This window comes from Nonomuraea sp. NPDC050383, assembly GCF_044459125.1.
Taxonomy (GTDB): Bacteria; Actinomycetota; Actinomycetes; order Streptosporangiales; family Streptosporangiaceae; genus Nonomuraea.
The window spans coordinates 107,720-123,584 of sequence record NZ_JBITIP010000006.1 but is presented as its reverse complement, the minus strand read 5'-3'; the positions used below and the strand labels follow the sequence as shown (position 1 = coordinate 123,584).

Annotated in this window: 14 protein-coding genes and 4 tRNA genes; 10 read left to right on the top strand and 8 right to left on the bottom strand. The window is 71.7% G+C overall.

Going from position 1 to position 15,865, the window contains the following annotated elements; genetic code table 11:
- Position 1: 1 nt before the first annotated feature.
- The 8 genes from ACIBG4_RS17245 (at position 2) to ACIBG4_RS17210 (ending at position 8,306) form a co-directional block, all read left to right on the top strand.
- Positions 2-946: a carbohydrate ABC transporter permease gene (locus ACIBG4_RS17245; protein WP_397202591.1), complete on the top strand. Its 945-nt coding sequence runs from the start codon at positions 2-4 to the stop codon at positions 944-946.
- Positions 943-1,788 carry a carbohydrate ABC transporter permease gene (locus ACIBG4_RS17240; protein WP_397202590.1) on the top strand — a complete coding sequence of 282 codons (846 nt, stop codon included), beginning with the start codon at positions 943-945 and terminating at the stop codon, positions 1,786-1,788. The genes ACIBG4_RS17245 and ACIBG4_RS17240 overlap by 4 nt, the downstream gene beginning before the upstream one ends.
- The gene (locus tag ACIBG4_RS17235; protein WP_397202589.1) at positions 1,785-3,731 is read left to right on the top strand and encodes a beta-galactosidase; all 1,947 of its coding nucleotides are present in this window, start codon (positions 1,785-1,787) and stop codon (positions 3,729-3,731) included. Before ACIBG4_RS17240 ends, ACIBG4_RS17235 begins: the two co-directional genes overlap by 4 nt.
- Entirely contained in the window at positions 3,728-4,438 is a 711-nt protein-coding gene (locus ACIBG4_RS17230; protein ID WP_397202588.1) for an SDR family NAD(P)-dependent oxidoreductase, read from the top strand. The genes ACIBG4_RS17235 and ACIBG4_RS17230 overlap by 4 nt, the downstream gene beginning before the upstream one ends.
- On the top strand, positions 4,438-5,118 hold the full coding sequence (locus tag ACIBG4_RS17225; RefSeq protein ID WP_397202793.1) for a FadR/GntR family transcriptional regulator: 681 nt from the start codon (positions 4,438-4,440) through the stop codon (positions 5,116-5,118). The genes ACIBG4_RS17230 and ACIBG4_RS17225 overlap by 1 nt, the downstream gene beginning before the upstream one ends.
- 60 nt (positions 5,119-5,178) lie before the next feature.
- Positions 5,179-6,324, top strand: coding sequence for a galactonate dehydratase (gene dgoD / locus ACIBG4_RS17220; RefSeq protein ID WP_310712406.1), 1,146 nt, complete (start codon positions 5,179-5,181; stop codon positions 6,322-6,324).
- 1 nt (position 6,325) lies between these two features.
- Positions 6,326-7,114 carry a bifunctional 4-hydroxy-2-oxoglutarate aldolase/2-dehydro-3-deoxy-phosphogluconate aldolase gene (locus ACIBG4_RS17215; protein ID WP_397202587.1) on the top strand — a complete coding sequence of 263 codons (789 nt, stop codon included), beginning with the start codon at positions 6,326-6,328 and terminating at the stop codon, positions 7,112-7,114.
- Between the two features lie 163 nt (positions 7,115-7,277).
- Positions 7,278-8,306: a sugar kinase gene (locus ACIBG4_RS17210; RefSeq protein ID WP_397202586.1), complete on the top strand. Its 1,029-nt coding sequence runs from the start codon at positions 7,278-7,280 to the stop codon at positions 8,304-8,306.
- A gap of 237 nt (positions 8,307-8,543) precedes the next feature.
- Here the strand turns inward: ACIBG4_RS17210 and ACIBG4_RS17205 are convergent, their stop codons facing one another.
- Positions 8,544-9,017: a hypothetical protein gene (locus ACIBG4_RS17205; protein WP_310712403.1), complete on the bottom strand. Its 474-nt coding sequence runs from the start codon at positions 9,015-9,017 to the stop codon at positions 8,544-8,546.
- 26 nt (positions 9,018-9,043) lie between these two features.
- Here ACIBG4_RS17205 and ACIBG4_RS17200 point away from each other — a divergent pair, with 26 nt between their 5' ends.
- Positions 9,044-9,220, top strand: a complete 177-nt coding sequence (locus ACIBG4_RS17200; RefSeq protein ID WP_397202585.1) for a hypothetical protein — start codon at positions 9,044-9,046, stop codon at positions 9,218-9,220.
- Here ACIBG4_RS17200 and ACIBG4_RS17195 read toward each other — a convergent pair.
- The 3 genes from ACIBG4_RS17195 to ACIBG4_RS17185 all read right to left on the bottom strand — a co-directional run bounded on the left by ACIBG4_RS17195 (position 9,207) and on the right by ACIBG4_RS17185 (position 13,642).
- Positions 9,207-11,030 (bottom strand): ABC transporter ATP-binding protein, encoded by a 1,824-nt coding sequence (locus tag ACIBG4_RS17195; RefSeq protein ID WP_397202584.1) that lies wholly within the window; start codon positions 11,028-11,030, stop codon positions 9,207-9,209. The genes ACIBG4_RS17200 and ACIBG4_RS17195 overlap by 14 nt on opposite strands.
- On the bottom strand, positions 11,030-12,964 hold the full coding sequence (locus ACIBG4_RS17190; RefSeq protein WP_397202583.1) for an ABC transporter ATP-binding protein: 1,935 nt from the start codon (positions 12,962-12,964) through the stop codon (positions 11,030-11,032). The genes ACIBG4_RS17195 and ACIBG4_RS17190 overlap by 1 nt, the downstream gene beginning before the upstream one ends.
- A gap of 240 nt (positions 12,965-13,204) precedes the next feature.
- On the bottom strand, positions 13,205-13,642 hold the full coding sequence (locus ACIBG4_RS17185; protein WP_397202582.1) for a glutaredoxin domain-containing protein: 438 nt from the start codon (positions 13,640-13,642) through the stop codon (positions 13,205-13,207).
- 696 nt (positions 13,643-14,338) lie between these two features.
- Here ACIBG4_RS17185 and ACIBG4_RS17180 point away from each other — a divergent pair.
- Positions 14,339-14,962, top strand: a complete 624-nt coding sequence (locus ACIBG4_RS17180) for a hypothetical protein (protein ID WP_397202581.1) — start codon at positions 14,339-14,341, stop codon at positions 14,960-14,962.
- Between the two features lie 7 nt (positions 14,963-14,969).
- Here the strand turns inward: ACIBG4_RS17180 and ACIBG4_RS17175 are convergent.
- From ACIBG4_RS17175 to ACIBG4_RS17160, 4 genes are all read right to left on the bottom strand, one after another.
- Positions 14,970-15,042 (bottom strand) — tRNA-Asp (locus tag ACIBG4_RS17175).
- Positions 15,043-15,615: 573 nt separating this feature from the next.
- A tRNA-Val gene (locus ACIBG4_RS17170) sits at positions 15,616-15,690 on the bottom strand.
- A 7-nt stretch (positions 15,691-15,697) separates the two neighbouring features.
- Positions 15,698-15,768: transfer RNA gene (locus tag ACIBG4_RS17165), tRNA-Cys, on the bottom strand.
- A gap of 15 nt (positions 15,769-15,783) precedes the next feature.
- Positions 15,784-15,855: transfer RNA gene (locus ACIBG4_RS17160), tRNA-Gly, on the bottom strand.
- Between the last annotated feature and the right edge of the window lie 10 nt (positions 15,856-15,865).

Below are 15,865 nucleotides of genomic sequence, written 5' to 3'. Positions count from 1 at the left end.
GGTGCTGCAGCGGACACCGGCGGGCACGACCGGAACGACGGGAACGTTCCGGCGGCGCCCCCGCCGTCCCCGGGCGCACGTGGCGGTCTTCGTCGTGCCGTTCTTCGTCGCCTTCGCGCTCTTCTACCTGGCGCCGATCGGCTACGCCGTCTACCAGAGCTTCTTCCGGCTCACCAGCAGCGGCCTCGGGCTGACCGAGCCGGTGCTGGAGTTCGCCGGCCTGGGCAACTACGCCGCCGCGCTCACCAGCGAGGCGTTCGTGGCGAGCATCGGGCGGGTGCTGGTGTTCAGCCTCGTCGAGGTGCCGGTCATGGTGGTCGCCGCCCTGGCGCTGGCCCTGCTGCTCGACTCGGCGCGGGCCCGGTTCCGGGCGTTCTTCCGCGTGTCGTTCTTCCTGCCGTACGGCGTGCCGGGCGTGATCGCCTCGCTGCTGTGGGGCTTCCTGTACGTGCCGCAGACCAGCCCGCTCATCGACGTGCTGGCCGCGGCGGGCCTGCCGCACGACTTCCTGTCGCCGCAGACGATCCTGCTGTCCATCGCCAACATCGCCACCTGGCAGTTCGCCGGCTACAACATGCTGGTGCTGATCGCCGGGCTGCAGGCCATCCCGCAGGAGCTGTACGAGGCGGCCCGCGTCGACGGGGCGAGCGAGCTGCGCATCGCCTGGCACGTCAAGGTGCCGCTGGTGCGGGCGCCGCTGATCCTCATCACGGTGTTCACCCTCATCGGCACGCTCCAGCTCTTCGTCGAGCCGCTCATCCTCAAACCGCTGACCACGGCCATCAACAGCGACTACACGCCCAACCTGGCCGCCTACAACCAGGCGTTCGGCCAGGCCAACATCCACCTCGCCTCGGCGGAGGCCACGCTCATCGCCGTCATGGCGTTCGTGATCTCGTTCGGCTTCCTGCGCGTGGTCAACCGGAAGGGGAACCGGGCGTGGTGAACCGTCGACTGAAGCCGGCCACCGTGGTGGTGCTGGCGCTGCTGCTGGCCGCGGCCGTCTACTTCCTGCTGCCGGTCGTGTGGGTGCTCGTCGCCTCGACCAAGAGCACCGCCGACCTGTTCGGCACGTTCGGCCTGTGGTCGCCGCGCCCGCAGCTCGGCGCCAACCTCGGCCGCCTGTTCGGCACCGGCGACGGCCTGTTCGGCCGCTGGATCCTCAACAGCTTCCTGTACGCGGGCCTCGGCGCCCTGGCCGCCACCCTGCTGTCGGCCGCGGCCGGCTACGCCATGGCCAAGTACCCCTTCCGCGGCCGGGAGGCGCTGTTCAACCTCGTCCTGGCCGGCGTGCTGGTGCCCTCGACCGTGCTGGCGCTGCCCACGTACCTGATCTTCAGCGAGGCCGGCATGACCGGGTCGTTCTGGTCGGTGCTGCTGCCCAGCGTGGTCAGCCCGTTCGGCGTCTACCTCGCCCGCATCCACGCCCACGCCGCCATCCCCGACGCGCTGCTGGAGTCGGCCCGGCTCGACGGGGCGGGGGAGTACCGCATCTTCTTCCGCATCGGCCTGAAGATCATGAGCCCGGCGCTGGTGACGATCTTCCTGTTCCAGTTCATCGGCATCTGGAACAACTACTTCCTGCCCCTCGTCATGCTGTCGGACCAGCGGCTCTACCCCGTCACGCTGGGCCTGGCGCTGTGGAACTCCCAGACCTTCCGCGACCCGGCCTTCTTCGAGCTGACGGTCACCGGAGCCGCCGTGTCCGCCCTCCTCCTCGTCCTCACCATGGCCTCGCTCCAGCGTTTCTGGCGCGCCGGCCTGACCGCAGGGAGCGTCAAAGGTTGAACATCCTGCCCGTGCTCAAGGACCGGATCGGCTTCGGCGCCGACTACAACCCGGAGCAGTGGTCGCCCGAGGTGTGGCGCGAGGACGTCCGCCTCATGCGCGAGGCCGGCGTCAGCGTCGTCACGCTCGGCATCTTCTCCTGGGCGAGCGTCGAGCCCGCGCCCGGCTCGTACGACTTCGGCTGGCTGGACGAGGTCATGGACCTGCTCGGTGAGGCCGGCATCGCCGTCTCGCTGGCCACCGGCACCGCCTCGCCGCCCGCGTGGCTGTCCCGGCTCCACCCCGGGACGCTGCCGGTGAACCGCGACGGCGTGCGCCTGTCGCCCGGCTCGCGCCAGCACTACTGCCCCAGCTCGCCGGTCTACCGCGAGGCCGCCGCCGGCCTCGCGCGGCGGATGGGCGAGCGCTACGGCACCCACGCCGCGCTCGCGCTCTGGCACGTCGGCAACGAGTACGGCTGCCACGTCCAGGAGTGCTACTGCGACGTCTCCGCCGACGACTTCCGGCGCTGGCTGCGCGAGCGTTACGGCGACCTCGACGGGCTCAACGCGGCGTGGTCCACCACGTTCTGGTCGCAGCGCGTCACCGACTGGGCGGAGGTGCTGCCGCCCCGCACCGCGCCCACCCTGCGCAACCCCGCCCAGGAGCTCGACTACCGGCGCTTCAGCTCCGACGCTCTGCTCGCCTGCTACCGGGCCGAGCGGTCCGTCCTGCGCGAGCTCACCCCCGGCGTGCCCGTCACCACCAACATCATGGGCATGTGGGAGCCGGTCGCCGACTACGCCTCCTGGGCCCCCGACTTCGACCTGGTCGCGCTCGACCTCTACCCCGAGCCGAAGGACCCGGCCGCCGCCGTCGACGCCGCGTTCTTCCACGACCAGATGCGCTCGCTCGGCGGCGGCCGGCCGTACCTCATGATGGAGACCGCGACCAGCGCCATCAGCTACCGGCCGCCCAACCGGCCCAAGCGGCCCGGCCTCAACCGGCTCTGGAGCCACCAGGCGGTGGCCCGCGGCGCCGACGCCGTCATGTACTTCCAGTGGCGGGCCTCGCTGGGCGGCGCGGAGAAGTTCCACTCCGCGGTCGTCTCCCACGGCGGCCCGCACGACCGGATCTTCCGCGAGGCCGCCGCGCTCGGCGCCGAGCTGGGCGGCCTGGACGGCGTGGCCGGCACCCGTGTGCCCGCCGAGGTGGCCGTCGTCTTCGACTACGCCAACTGGTGGGCGCTGGAGCTCGACGCCCGGCCCGCCGAGCTGCGCGTGCCCGAGCGGGTACGCGCCCACTACGCGCCGCTCTGGCACGAGAACGTCACGGTCGACGTGGTCCAGCCCGCGGCCGACCTGTCCTCGTACAAGCTGGTGATCGTGCCCAACCTCTACCTGTGCGACGACGCGGCGGCCGAGGGCCTGCGGCGGTACGTCGAGGACGGCGGCCACCTGCTGATGTCGTTCTTCAGCGGGATCGCCGACGCCTGCGACCGCATCCGGCCCGGCGGCCCCCCCGGCGCCTTCCGCGACCTGCTCGGCCTGCGCGTGGAGGAGTTCTGGCCGCTGAGCGACGGCGAGCTGCTCGGCCTGTCCACCGGCGGCGACGCCGGCCTGTGGGCCGACCACATCGTGCCCGAGGGCGCCGCGGTCCTGGCCGCCTACACCGACGGCCCGCTCGCGGGCCTGCCCGCCGTCACCCGCCACGCCTACGGCCGGGGCAGCGCCACGTACCTCGGCACCCGCCCCGGCGAGCACGTCATGCGCGACCTCGTCCGCGACACCCTGCGCCTGGCCGGCGTCGAGCCCGTCCTGCCCGGCCTGCCCGCCGGCGTGGAGGCGGTCCGGCGCGGCGGCCACGTGTTCCTGCTCAACCACAACGACCATCCCGTACGCGCGGCCGGCGTCGAGCTGGCCCCGCTCGACGTCGCCGTCGTCGCCCTCGGGGAGGCGGAGTGAGCGGCCGGTTCGCGGGCCGCAGCGCCGTCGTCACCGGCGGCGCCTCCGGCATCGGCGCGGCGACCGCCCGCCGGCTCGCCGCCGAGGGCGCGTCCGTGCTGGTGGTGGACGTCGCCCCCGAGGGGACGGTGGAGGGGGCCGGCTACCTGCGCGGCGACGTGGCGGCCGAGGAGACCTGGGACCGGGTCGCCGCCCGGGGCCCCTTCGACGTGATCGTGAGCAACGCCGCCGTCGCCGAGGTCGCGCCCGCGCACGAGACGAGCCTGGAGTCGTGGAACCGGCAGCTCGGCGTCGGCCTCACCGCCGCCTTCCTGGCCGCCCGCCGGCTGCTGCCCCCCATGGCCGCCACCGGCGGCGCCATGGTCATCACCTCCTCGGTCCACGCCGTCGTGGGGCTGCCGGGCCATCCCGCGTACGCCGCCGCCAAGGGCGGGCTGACGGCGCTCACCCGGCAGCTCGCCGTCGAGTACGGCCCGGCCGTGCGCGTCAACTGCGTGCTGCCCGGCCCGATCATGACCAGGGCGTGGGACCGGGTGGACGAGCGGGGCCGCGCCGACAGCGTGCGCGCCACCGTGCTGCGCCGGTTCGGCGCCCCGGAGGAGGTCGCCTCGGTCATCGCCTTCCTCGCCTCCGAGGAGGCGTCGTTCGTCACCGGGGCCTGCCTCACGGCCGACGGCGGCTGGAGCATCGTGAAGGAGTCGGCGTGATGGCCGCCTACAGCGGGCGCGGCCTGCACGGGCAGACCGTCGAGGCGATCGCCGCCATGATCTTCGGCGGCGAGTTCAAGGAGGGCGACGCGCTCGACGTCGTGGCCCTCCAGGAGCGGCTCGGCGTCAGCTCCACCGCGCTGCGCGAGGCGATGAAGGTGCTCACCGCCAAGGGACTCATCGGGGCCAGGCCCAAGCTCGGCACCCACGTGCGGCCCCGCGCCGACTGGAACCTCCTCGACGGCGACGTCATCCGGTGGAAGTTCGCCGGCCGCCCCGACCCCGGATTCCTGCACGACCTGCACGAGCTGCGCTCGATCGTCGAGCCGTCGGTCGCCCGGCTCGCCGCGCGGCGCCGCACGCCCCGGCAACTGGAGGAGCTGGAGCAGGCCCTGGAGCGCATGGCGGCGGCCGACGACCCCGTCCAGGCCGACCTCGACTTCCACCGGGCGCTGCTCGCGGCCGGCGGCAACGAGCTGCTCGTCCGCATGGACGTCGTCATGGGCGCCGGACTGGCCGGCCGCGACCGGCTCGTGCACGCCTCCAACGGCAGCGACGACCCCGTACCGAGCCACCTGGCGGTGCTGGAGGCGATCAGGCGCGGCGACGCCGGCGCGGCCGAGGCGGCGATGCGCGACCTGCTGGCCAAGGCATGGCGCGACGTGGAGGGGCTCTTGTGAGCCGGCTCGTGAGGAGACGACGGTGGGGGAGCGGAACGTGAAGAGCCGGAGGGGACAGGCTTGAAGATCGCCAGGATCGAGACGTTCCTGGTCCCGCCGCGGTGGCTGTTCTGCCGCGTGGAGACGGACGACGGCGTAGTCGGGTGGGGCGAGCCGGTCGTGGAGGGCCGGGCCGAGGTGGTCCGCGCCGCGGTCGACGTACTCGCCGAGTACCTCGTCGGCCAGGACGCGCTGCGCATCGAGGACCACTGGCAGGTGCTCACCAAGGGCGGCTTCTACCGGGGCGGCCCCGTCCTGTCCAGCGCCGTGGCCGGCCTCGACCAGGCGCTGTGGGACATCGCCGGCAAGCACTACGGCGCGCCCGTGCACGAGCTGCTCGGCGGCCCGGTCCGCGACCGCGTCCGCGTGTACGCGTGGGTCGGCGGCGACGACCCGGGCGAGCTGCGCGAGGAGATCGACAAGCAGGTCGAGGCCGGGTTCACCGCCGTCAAGATGAACGGCTCCGGCCTCCTGCCGCGTCCCGTCACCGGCGCGGACCTGGCCGCCGTCGTCGCCCGCGCGGAGGTCGCCCGCGCCGCCCTCGGCCCCGGCCGTGACTTCGCGATCGACCTGCACGGGCGGGCCACCGCGGCCGACGCCCGGCGCATCATCGCGGCCGTCGCGCCCCTGCATCCCATGTTCGTGGAGGAGCCGCTCGCCCCCGGCCTGCTGCACCGGCTGGGCGACCTGACCGCCGCCACCGAGGTGCCCATCGCGCTCGGGGAGCGCCTCTACTCACGCTCCGACTTCCTGCCGGCGCTCACCTCCGGCCTGGCGGTGGCCCAGCCCGACCTCTCCCACGCCGGGGGCGTCTCGGAGGTCCGGCGCATCGCCGCGCTGGCGGAGACGTTCGACGTGCAGATCGCGCCGCACTGCCCGCTCGGCCCCATCGCCCTGGCCGCCAGCCTCCAGGTGGGCTTCGCCACGCCCAACTTCCTCATCCAGGAGCAGAGCGCCGGCATCCACTACCACCAGGACACCGAGTTCCTCGACTACGTGCTCGACCCGGCGCCGTTCACCTTCACCGCGGGCCACGCTCACCGCACGTCGCTGCCGGGGCTCGGGGTGGTGGTGGACGAGCGGGCCGTACGGGACGCGGACCGGCACCCGCACGCCTGGCGCAACCCGGTGTGGCGGCACGAAGACGGCTCAATGGCGGAGTGGTGACATGACCGACCCTGACATCCCCGACAACTCCAACATTCCCGACAACCACGACACCTCCAGCATCCACGACACCTCCAGCATCCACGACACCCCCGGCATCCACGACACCCCCGGCATCCAGCACACGCCCGCCAGCCACCGGACTCCTTCCGCGGCTCCGGATGTCCTGGATCTGCTGGGCGTTCTGCGCGCGCGGCGGTTGCTCGCCATCGTGCGCGGCCGGGACCCGGAGGCCGCGGTCCGCACCGCGCACGTCCTCGTGGAGGAGGGGATCGACGTCCTGGAGGTGTCGCTGAGCGGCGCCGGGGCGCTGGAGGTCATCGCCCGCGTCCACGCCGAGCTGGGCCCGTCCGTCACGCTGGGGGCGGGCACGGTACTGACGGAGGCGGAGGCGGACGCGGCCCTGGCAGCGGGGGCGCGCTTCGTGGTGACGCCCGCACTGAGCGCGGGAGCGGCCCGCGCCCTGTCCCTGGGGGTGCCCGTCCTGGTCGGGGCGCTGACGCCCACGGAGGTCTGGCAGGCATGGGAGGCGGGCGCCACGGGTGTCAAGGTCTTCCCCGCCTCGCTGGGCGGCCCCGGCTACCTGTCGGCGCTGCGCGACCCGTACCCGTCGATCCCTCTGGTGCCGGTGGGCGGGGTGACGGCCGACCAGATCCGCCCGTACCTGGAGGCGGGGGCACCGGCGGTGGGTGTCGGCTCGCCCCTCACGGGCGACGCCCCGCACGGCGGCGACCTGCACGCCCTCCGCACCCGCGCCCGCCACTTCCGCCAAGAGACGGCGACGCCATGACGGCCCCGCGGACGGAGACGCCATGACGGCTCACGAGCGCAAGGACGCCGAGGCTGTGCCCGTGGGCCGGGACACCGCGGTTGTTCGCGTGGGCGGGGACGCTGAGGTTGTGCGCGTGGGCGGGGACGCTGAGGTTGTGCGCGTGGGTCGGGACGCTGAGGCTGTGCGCGTGGGCCGGGACGCCGAGGTCGTGCCTGTGGGTCGGGACGCCGAGGCGGTCTGCGCGGAGGGGGAGGGCACACTCGCCGACGTGGGCCCACCTCCGGTCATCGACCTCCTCACGCTGGGGGAGGCGATGGCGTCGCTGCACGGGGGCGGGCCGTTGCGGCTGGGAGGCAGCCTGGAGCTCTCGATGGCCGGTGCCGAGGCGAACGTGGCCATCGGCCTGACCCGGCTCGGCCACACCGTCCGGTGGGCCGGGGTCGTGGGCGACGACGAGCTCGGCCGCCTCGTCCTGCGCACGCTGCGCGCCGAGGGCGTCAACGTCGACACCGCCAGAACCGACCCCGACCACCCGACCGGCCTGCTCATCCAGGAGCGCAGGGTGGCGGCCATCACGCGGGTCCACTACTACCGCGCCGGCTCGGCGGGCTCCCGCCTGACGCCCGCCGACGCCGCGGCCGCTCTGGCGGAGCGGCCGCGAATGCTGCACGTCACCGGCATCACCCCGGCCCTCGGCGCCGATGCCGCGGCCACGGTCACGCACGCCGTACGGCAGGCCCGCGAGCTCGGCGTCCGGGTGTGCCTGGACGTCAACCACCGGGCCAGGCTGTGGGACCGCGAAACGGCGTCGCGGGCCCTGGCGGACCTGCTGCCGTACGTGGACGTGCTGGTGGCCTCGGCCGACGAGCTGCCCCTGGTCACCGCTGGGGGCCCGGCCGCACTGCTGGCGGCCGGGATCGGCGAGGTGGTCGTCAAGCACGGCGCGGCGGGCGCGGAGGCGTGGGCGGGCGACGAGCACGCCGCCTCCGGGGCGTTGAGGGTCCCCGCGGTGAACACGGTCGGCGCGGGCGACGCGTTCGTGGCGGGCTACCTGTCGGGCCTGCTGGACGGCCTGCCGCTGGGGGAGCGGGTGCGGCGCGGGGTGACGGTGGGGGCGTTCGCGGTGGCGTCCGACGGCGACTGGCACGGCCTGCCCGACCGCCCGGAGCTCACCCTGCTCACCCTGGAGGACGGCGAAACCGTCCGCTGAGCCCACGAATCCGGGCGCGCCGGCTCTCGAACCGCCGCACCCGGGATGCCGGCCTCGAACCGCCGCATCGGGGGTGCCGGCTCTCCAACCGCCACACCCGGGGCGCCGGCCTCGAACCGCCGCATCGGGGGTGCCGGCTCTCCAACCGCCACACCCGGGGCGCCAGCCTCGAACCGCCGCATCCGGGGTGCCCGCTCCCGCACCGCCGGTTTCGCGGCCGGAGACGTGCTTGGCGGCTCAACCGAACGTCAGCCAGGCCGCCCCGAATATGGTCGCGTACAGCAGCATGCGCAGCACCCAGTGAAAGCTGCGCCGATCCTCGTCAAGGATGAGCCCCGCCCGCTGGTAGCTCTGCATGAGCGCCAGCGCCCCCCATTGCAGGATGAGGGCCAGTCCCGCGGCCAGCACGAACACCGCGACCCGCTCCCGCACGATCCACTCGGCCAGCTTGAGCGGTCCGGACCGTCCCCCGGCGACCACGAGCGCCGCCACTTCGAGCAGGGTGAGCACGAGCATGACGCCCAGCTGTACGGCTATCTGTCGTGGTATCAGCCGCGCCAGCTCCTGCCGCTCGGCCTGCGGCCGATTCTTGGCCTGCTCCTGGGCCACGCTGCGCCAGGTGTCGTGCACCGCACGGAACTCGACGACCATCGCGATCAGTACGGCAGGAATGACCTGCGCCAGTAAGCCTGCGTGCGAGACAAGATCCACGAAGCCGGATTCTACGGTTGGCGGCCGTGCTGGTCTTCACCTCGCTGGGAGCGCATCGCAAGCAGGCTCCGGTCGCGCTCGCCGACAGCAACGGCGCTCACGACGCGGACGGGTGGACCGCGTCGTCACTGGACCGCGTCGTCACTGGACCGCGTCGTCACTGGGCCGCGTCGTCACTGGGCCGCGTCGTCACTGGGCCGTGACGGGGACGAAGCCCTCGCCGGCGCGGTAGTGGGGGGACTGGTGGCGGAAGTACGTGTTGTACACGTCGCAGTACCGCCCCCCGCGCGCCAGCAGCGTCGCGTGGTCCCCCTCCTCCACGATCCGGCCGTGGTCCAGGACGATGATGCGGTCCACGTGCTCGATCGTGGACAGCCGGTGCGCGATGACGATCGAGGTGCGGCCGGCCAGCACCACGTCCAGACCCTCCTGGATCTGCGCCTCCGTGAGCGGGTCGACGCTGGCCGTGGCCTCGTCGAGCACCACGATGGCCGGGTCCTGGACGAGGAGCCGGGCCAGGGCCACGAGCTGCCGCTGCCCCATGGACAGGGCGCGGCCGTGCTCGCCCACGTCGGTGCCCAGCCCGTGGGGCAGGGCCTCGATCCAGTCGCCGCCGCCGACCGCCGCCGCGGCGGCCAGCACCTCTTCGTCGGTCGCCTCGGGTCTCGGGTAGCGGATGTTGTCGGCGACCGTGCCGCTGAACAGGAACGGCGCCTGCGGGACCGCGCCGATCTGCCTGCGGTACGCGCCGAGCTCCAGGGTGCGGATGTCCTGGCCGTCGATCAGCAGGCGGCCCTCCTGGAACTCGTAGAACCGGGTGATCAGCTTGCTGAGCGTGGACTTGCCGGCGCCCGTGTGACCGACCAGCGCGACCGTCTCACCGGCCTCGATCACCAGGTCGAAGTCCCGCAGCACCGGAGTGGCCGCGTCGTAGCCGAAGGTGAGCCGCTCGAACTCGATGCGACCCGCCAAACGGCCGACGTCGCGCGCGTCGCTCTGCACCACTCGCGGCGGCGCGTCGATGAGGGCGAACACCCGCTCCGACGCGGACAGCCCCTGCTGGAACTGCGACCAGAACGCGGCGATGGACGTCAGCGGGAACCAGAACAGCGCCACCCCCTGCAGGAACAGGTACCAGTCGCCGGCCGACAGCCGCCCGCCCAGCACCGCCGTGCCGCCCAGCTGCACCAGCGCGACCGTCGCCAGCCCCGCCACGAGGAACAGCACCGGGAAGATCGACGAGAACACGAAGCCCTGTCCCAGCGTCACCCGGTAGCTCTGCTGGTTGATCGGCCGGAACTCGTCGTAGACCTGCCGCTCCTGCCGGAAGTTCTTGGCCACGGCGATGCCGCCCATGGTCTCCTGCAGGTTGGCGTTGACGCGGCTCAGCGACCGCTGCGCCCGGCGCGTGCTGGTCCGGGCGATCCGCCGGAACAGCAGCGCGACGCCCACCACGACGGGCACCACGAGCAGCGTCAGCAGCGCCAGCTCGACGCTGCGCAGGAACAGCATGACCGTCACGAGCCCGACCATCAGCACCTGGCTGATCAGGTCCATCGTCAGCGTGGAGACCGTGGCGAAGTCGTCGGTGTCGGAGGTGACGCGGCTGACGATCCGGCCCGACGGCGTCTCGTCGTAGAACGACAGGTCGCGCTGGAGCACGGCGTCGAACGCGTCCTCGCGCAGGCGCAGCACGACGTCGCCGGTGACCCGCGAGCTGTGCCACTGGCGGACGAAGTTGAACACCCAGCCGAGCCCGCCCGCCAGCAGCAGGCCGAGCGTGAGCCGCCAGCCGGTCTCGGCGATGGTGCCGTCCTCGATGGCGTCGAGACCCCAGCTCGCCACCAGCGGCATGGCGGCCTGGCTCGCCGAGCCCAGGACGATCATGGCGGCGACCAGCGCCATCGCCCCGAGCTTCGGCCGGAAGTACGACAGGATCCGGCGCAGCAGCTCGCGGTCGCCGTAGGTGCGGTCGTAGTCCTCGGCGTCGAGGCCGTCCATGATGAACCCCATCAGCGCACCCCTCCCTGCTCGCCGGCCATCGCCTGGCCGTTCTCCTCCAGCACCCCTCCGGCGTCGAGCTCCAGCACTCCGCCGTCCACCCCTCCGCCGTCCAGCCCTCCGGAGTTCAGGTCTTCGCCGTTCAGCTCGACCTCGTCGTAGTGGGAGAAGATCCGGCGGTAGAGGCGGCTGCGGGCGATCAGCTCGTCGTGCGTGCCGTAGTCGGCCAGCTCGCCGCGTCTCAGCAGCAGCACCTTGTCCGCCCAGCGGATCTGGGAGAGGCGGTGCGTGATGAGCAGCGTGGTGCGCCCCTCCTGGATGCGGCCGATCGCCTGCTGGATCCGGTCCTCGGTGGCGGAGTCGATGGCGCTGGTGGAGTCGTCGAGCACGAGGATCGCCGGGTCGGTCAGCAGGGCCCGTGCGATGGCCAGGCGCTGCCGCTGCCCGCCCGACAGCGTGACGCCGCGCTCGCCGATCACCGTGTCGTAGCCGTCGGACAGCTCGGAGATGAACTCGGCCGCCTGCGCGTCCTCCGCCGCCCGTACCACGGCCTCGCGGTCGGCCCGCTGGCCCAGGCTGAAGGCGATGTTCTCGGCGACCGACCGCGAGAAGAGCACGATGTCCTGCTCGATGGTGGAGATCTGCGAGCGCAGCGAGTCGAGGTCCCAGTCGCGGACGTCGACGCCGTCGATGAGGATGCGGCCCGCGGTGACGTCGTAGATGCGGGGGACGAGCTTGGTGAGCGTGCTCTTGCCGGAGCCGGTCTCGCCCACGATGGCGACCGTCTCGCCCGGCTGCACGGTGAACGACACGCCCCGCAGCGCAGGCCCGCCCTTGCCCTCGCCCTGGTCCTCGTCCTCGTCGTAGCCGAAGCTCACGTCCTCGAAGACGATCTCGCCGGTGACGGGCGCGGCGTGGCCGTCGGCGGGCTGCGCCAGCTCGCTCTCGGACGTCATGATGGCGAGGATCCGGCGCGAGGAGACGATGCCGATCTGCACCAGCGAGAACGTGAAGATGGACATCTGCGTGGGAAAGCCGAGCATGCCCATGAGGCCCATGAACGCGACCAGCTCCCCGAGGCTGATCACCCCGGACCCGTGCAGCGCCAGCCCGTGCCACAGCGCTCCCGCCATCGCGAACGCGAACAGCAGCGTCGGCAGGTAGCGGGCCTGCACCAGGCCGTTGCGGGCGAAGGAGTCGCGGTAGCGGCGCGCGTGCGACCGGAAGCGCCGCCGCTCCTGCTCCTCCTGCGCCGTCACCTTGATCACCTCGATGCCGCGCACCGCCTGGTTGAGCGCGGCGTTGAGATCGCCGAACTCCTCCCGCATGCGGGTCGCCACCGGGTTGAGCCGCCGCATGTAGTGCCAGAGCGCCGCCGCGAACACCACGGCGAAGATCCCCGGCACGAGCAGCAGCCGCGGGTTGATCGCGCCGATGAAGAACAGGGGCACGATCCCGCTGAGCCCGGAGTCGACGATGAGGTCGAGGCCGGGAGAGACCATGGTGGACAGCTGCCGGATGTCGTTGGCGGCCCGGGCCATCAGGTCGCCCACCCGCTGCCGGTTGTGGAACGTCTGGCTCTTGCCCAGCAGGCTCACGTAGAGCTCGTCACGGGCGTCGCGTTCCAGCCGCTTGGCCAGCACCTCGCTGGACAGCCGGGCGACGAGGTCGAACACGCCGCGCGCCAGCACGATGGCCAGCAGCGCCAGCGCGATCAGCCGCAGCGCCTCCGCGGGGTCGCCCCGCTCGCCCAGCACGGCGTCGAACGCGCCGCCGGTCAGGGAAGGGACGGTGGAGTTGAGCACCACCATCACGAGCGACCCGCCGAGGAACCCCACCAGGTGGACGGCATGGCGGCGCAGATGCGACCACAGCCAGCGGATCGGGCCGCGGTGGTCGTGGCGGGTGCCGGAGACGGAGAACTCCGGTGTGCTGACGGCGGTCACAGGCGAAGCTCCCCGGGGCGGCGGGCGGAGGTGTATCGAACCTGTTTTCTATCACCGCCCACCGACAGTTTCCCACCGCTTTTCTCGCGTGTCCCGGCGGGTGCCGCCGCTCTGGTCGCTCGCCGCCGGGCGTACGGGGGGCCGCTCCGGTCAGCCGGATGCCCGGTCAGGGACACCTGTTCAGCCGGATACCCGGTCAGGGACACCTGCTCAGGATGATGGCCGGTCAGGGACACCCGGTCAGGACGATGGAGGAAGCTGCCCGCGCACCCACCGGGCATCCGGGTTGACGTATGGCCGGCCCGCCAGCACCACGGTCGGCACCGTCTCGTCACCGCCGGTGGCCGCCCGCACCGCCGCCGCTCCGGCCGGGTCGCGCCAGATGTCGACCCAGTGCGCCCGGCGGGCGTCGCGGCCCAGCCCGATCCGCAGGCGCAGACAGTATTTGCAGGCCGGCCGCCAGTAGACGACCGGCCGGCCGTCGGCCGCGCTGCGGCGTTGCGCCTCCGCCGCGCCGACTGACCTGGGGAACACCAGCGGGGAGTACAGCCCGGCGAGCCCCAGGAACGCTGCCAGCGGGACGACCGCGGCACCGGGGGAGCCGGCCGCGATCCGCGTTGTCGCCACCACGACACCGCTGAGGACGAGCAGCATCGGCAGGCCCCAGGCACGAATCACAATAAAACAGGCTATCGGTGGCGCAACTCGACGGACCACGGACCTGAGCGTGAACGCGGAGCGCGGGGCGTGGCGCCAACAGGAGTGGACGCGGGCCCAGCAAGGACGCGGGCCCCAGCAAGGACGCGGGCCCCGGCATGGAGGCGGGCGCGGTCGCGGCTCAGCAGTGGCTGGGGACCCAGGCGTACTGGGGATCGCGCAGGCGTGCTGAGGGAGGTGGGGGCAGGACCCCTCTACGAACGGTCCCGAGATCCGGCACGCCTCGCGCAACGGCCGTATAAACACGAAATCCCAGGTCGTGAGACCTGGGGTGAGGTGTGGTGGACGATACTGCGAATGTGCCATCCAGGAGCAAAAGTGCCTGGTAGACAGCTCATTGGGGCTTCCTGCAGTCAGCACGCCGTACGGTCATTCGTGGGTGTGATGGCCTCCTCTCCCTTCTCGGGCGGGGATTAGCCGTACTGGGGATCGAGTGCGCATCTACACCGCATCTCCAGGCCCATGCCGCCGACCGGTCAGGCCGGGACAGCGGCCAATCTGGAGAGCACTGGCCGATTTGGGCGCTACTCGGTCAGCGCTTCGTGGCCGGAGGTGGGATTTGAACCCATCTTCTCAGGGTCTATGAAACCCGCGAGGACTCCACCCTGCTCTCTAACAGCACTTGCGCTCACCAGCCGCGACGGGCAGTGTGTCGATGTGGACCGAGCCGTCGCCTTGGCTAGCCTGGCAATTGCGATCATTATTGGGATCCCTCAGGTTTATCTTGCCTGGCAGCAGGTTCGCCTGGCGAAGAAGCAGCAGCGGGACCGGGCAAGCAACCAGCCGCAGAGCCACGTTGACGAGGCGCCAGTTCCGGCTCCGGCCGCGCCCTTGGCCGAGCGTCCCCCTCAGGCTCAGGTCCAGCCACCACCGGGCAGCGCATCGGAAGCCTCAGCCAAGGAAGAATCCGGTGTCTCCGCGCCGGCTTCTCCTGGCGATGCGGCGGTAGCCGTCGCATCCTCGGTCAGCGCCCCTTACTGGGTGACGGGCTTGCAGTTGCTTGTCGGCGCCAACCTCGTCTGGGCGCTGTTTGATATCGAGGGATGGGCCGCCACTCCGCCTACGACGCCACGCGGGGAGTTCGGCTCTGTTCTGTGGACCTTCGTCGCAGCACAATTCGTCATCAGTATTGGTACGGGTATGTCAATCTATTCGTGGGTCGCGAACGAGGGCCGTTCCTTTATGGAACGCGATCGGAACCTGCTGTACCTGTCGTGCGCTGTTTGTGGCCCGTTGGTGGCCATAGCACTCGTCATCGTCCGCCATGGAGTGCTGCTTTAGGATCAAGCTGGCGTGCATGGACCCGAATCAAGGACTCGCGGATTGACAGTCCGCTGCTCTGCCAACTGAGATATGCGCCATGGCGACGCAACTAGCCGTCCGATGTCTTACGAGAGCCATGTCGCGCTTTTGCAAGCCGTGTCCGACCCGTCGCAGCCCTGACGACGTTCCTTTCCAACGGCACCAGCGGCGGCAAGCAAGGAACAAACACATTCGCGCGCACTCCGTACGGCGAGTAGTCGCCCACGGTGAAAACGGCCGCGTTGCGCCTCAGGTGTGAACACTGTGAGATCCTCGCCGGGATGCAGGCCGGACCCGTCGGCGGGGCGTTGGTACAGCCGTCGCAGTCACCGCCGTAGCCGGACGACAGCAGCCACCAGATCCGCCCCGTCTCACGATCTACAGCCGACCGCGCGCACACCTGGCACAGTCGCTTGTCCATGCAGCGCCACTGCCTCAGCGTGTTGACCGTCTTGAAGTCGAGGTCGGCCCGTGCGGTTCTGGCTCTGCCGCAAAAGGAGGACACCGTTACGGAAGTCGTCCCGCTGGGGCAGGGCCCAGGAACAACAAGAAGCCCCAGACTCCCGGCGTGTGCCGTGAGCTGGGGCTTTAACTCCTGTTTGACCAGGTCAGACCTGATCGGCTACGGAGCCTGGTGGACGATACTGGGATTGAACCAGTGACCTCTTCCGTGTCAGGGAAGCGCTCTCCCGCTGAGCTAATCGTCCGTTGCCGAGGTGGAGACGGGATTTGAACCCGTGTAGACGGCTTTGCAGGCCGCTGCCTCGCCTCTCGGCCACTCCACCGAGCCGGAAGCTCCGAGCGGAAGACGGGATTCGAACCCGCGACCCTCACCTTGGCAAGGTGATGCTCTACCACTGAGCCACTTCCGCGTCGCCGCCG

Excerpts from the sequence above, each read along its gene's own strand:
- ACIBG4_RS17225 (WP_397202793.1), top strand. The coding sequence starts at position 4,438 with ATGGCCGCCTACAGCGGGCGCGGCCTGCACGGGCAGACCGTCGAGGCG.
- ACIBG4_RS17215 (WP_397202587.1), top strand. The coding sequence starts at position 6,326 with ATGACCGACCCTGACATCCCCGACAACTCCAACATTCCCGACAACCAC.
- ACIBG4_RS17195 (WP_397202584.1), bottom strand. The coding sequence starts at position 11,030 with ATGGGGTTCATCATGGACGGCCTCGACGCCGAGGACTACGACCGCACC.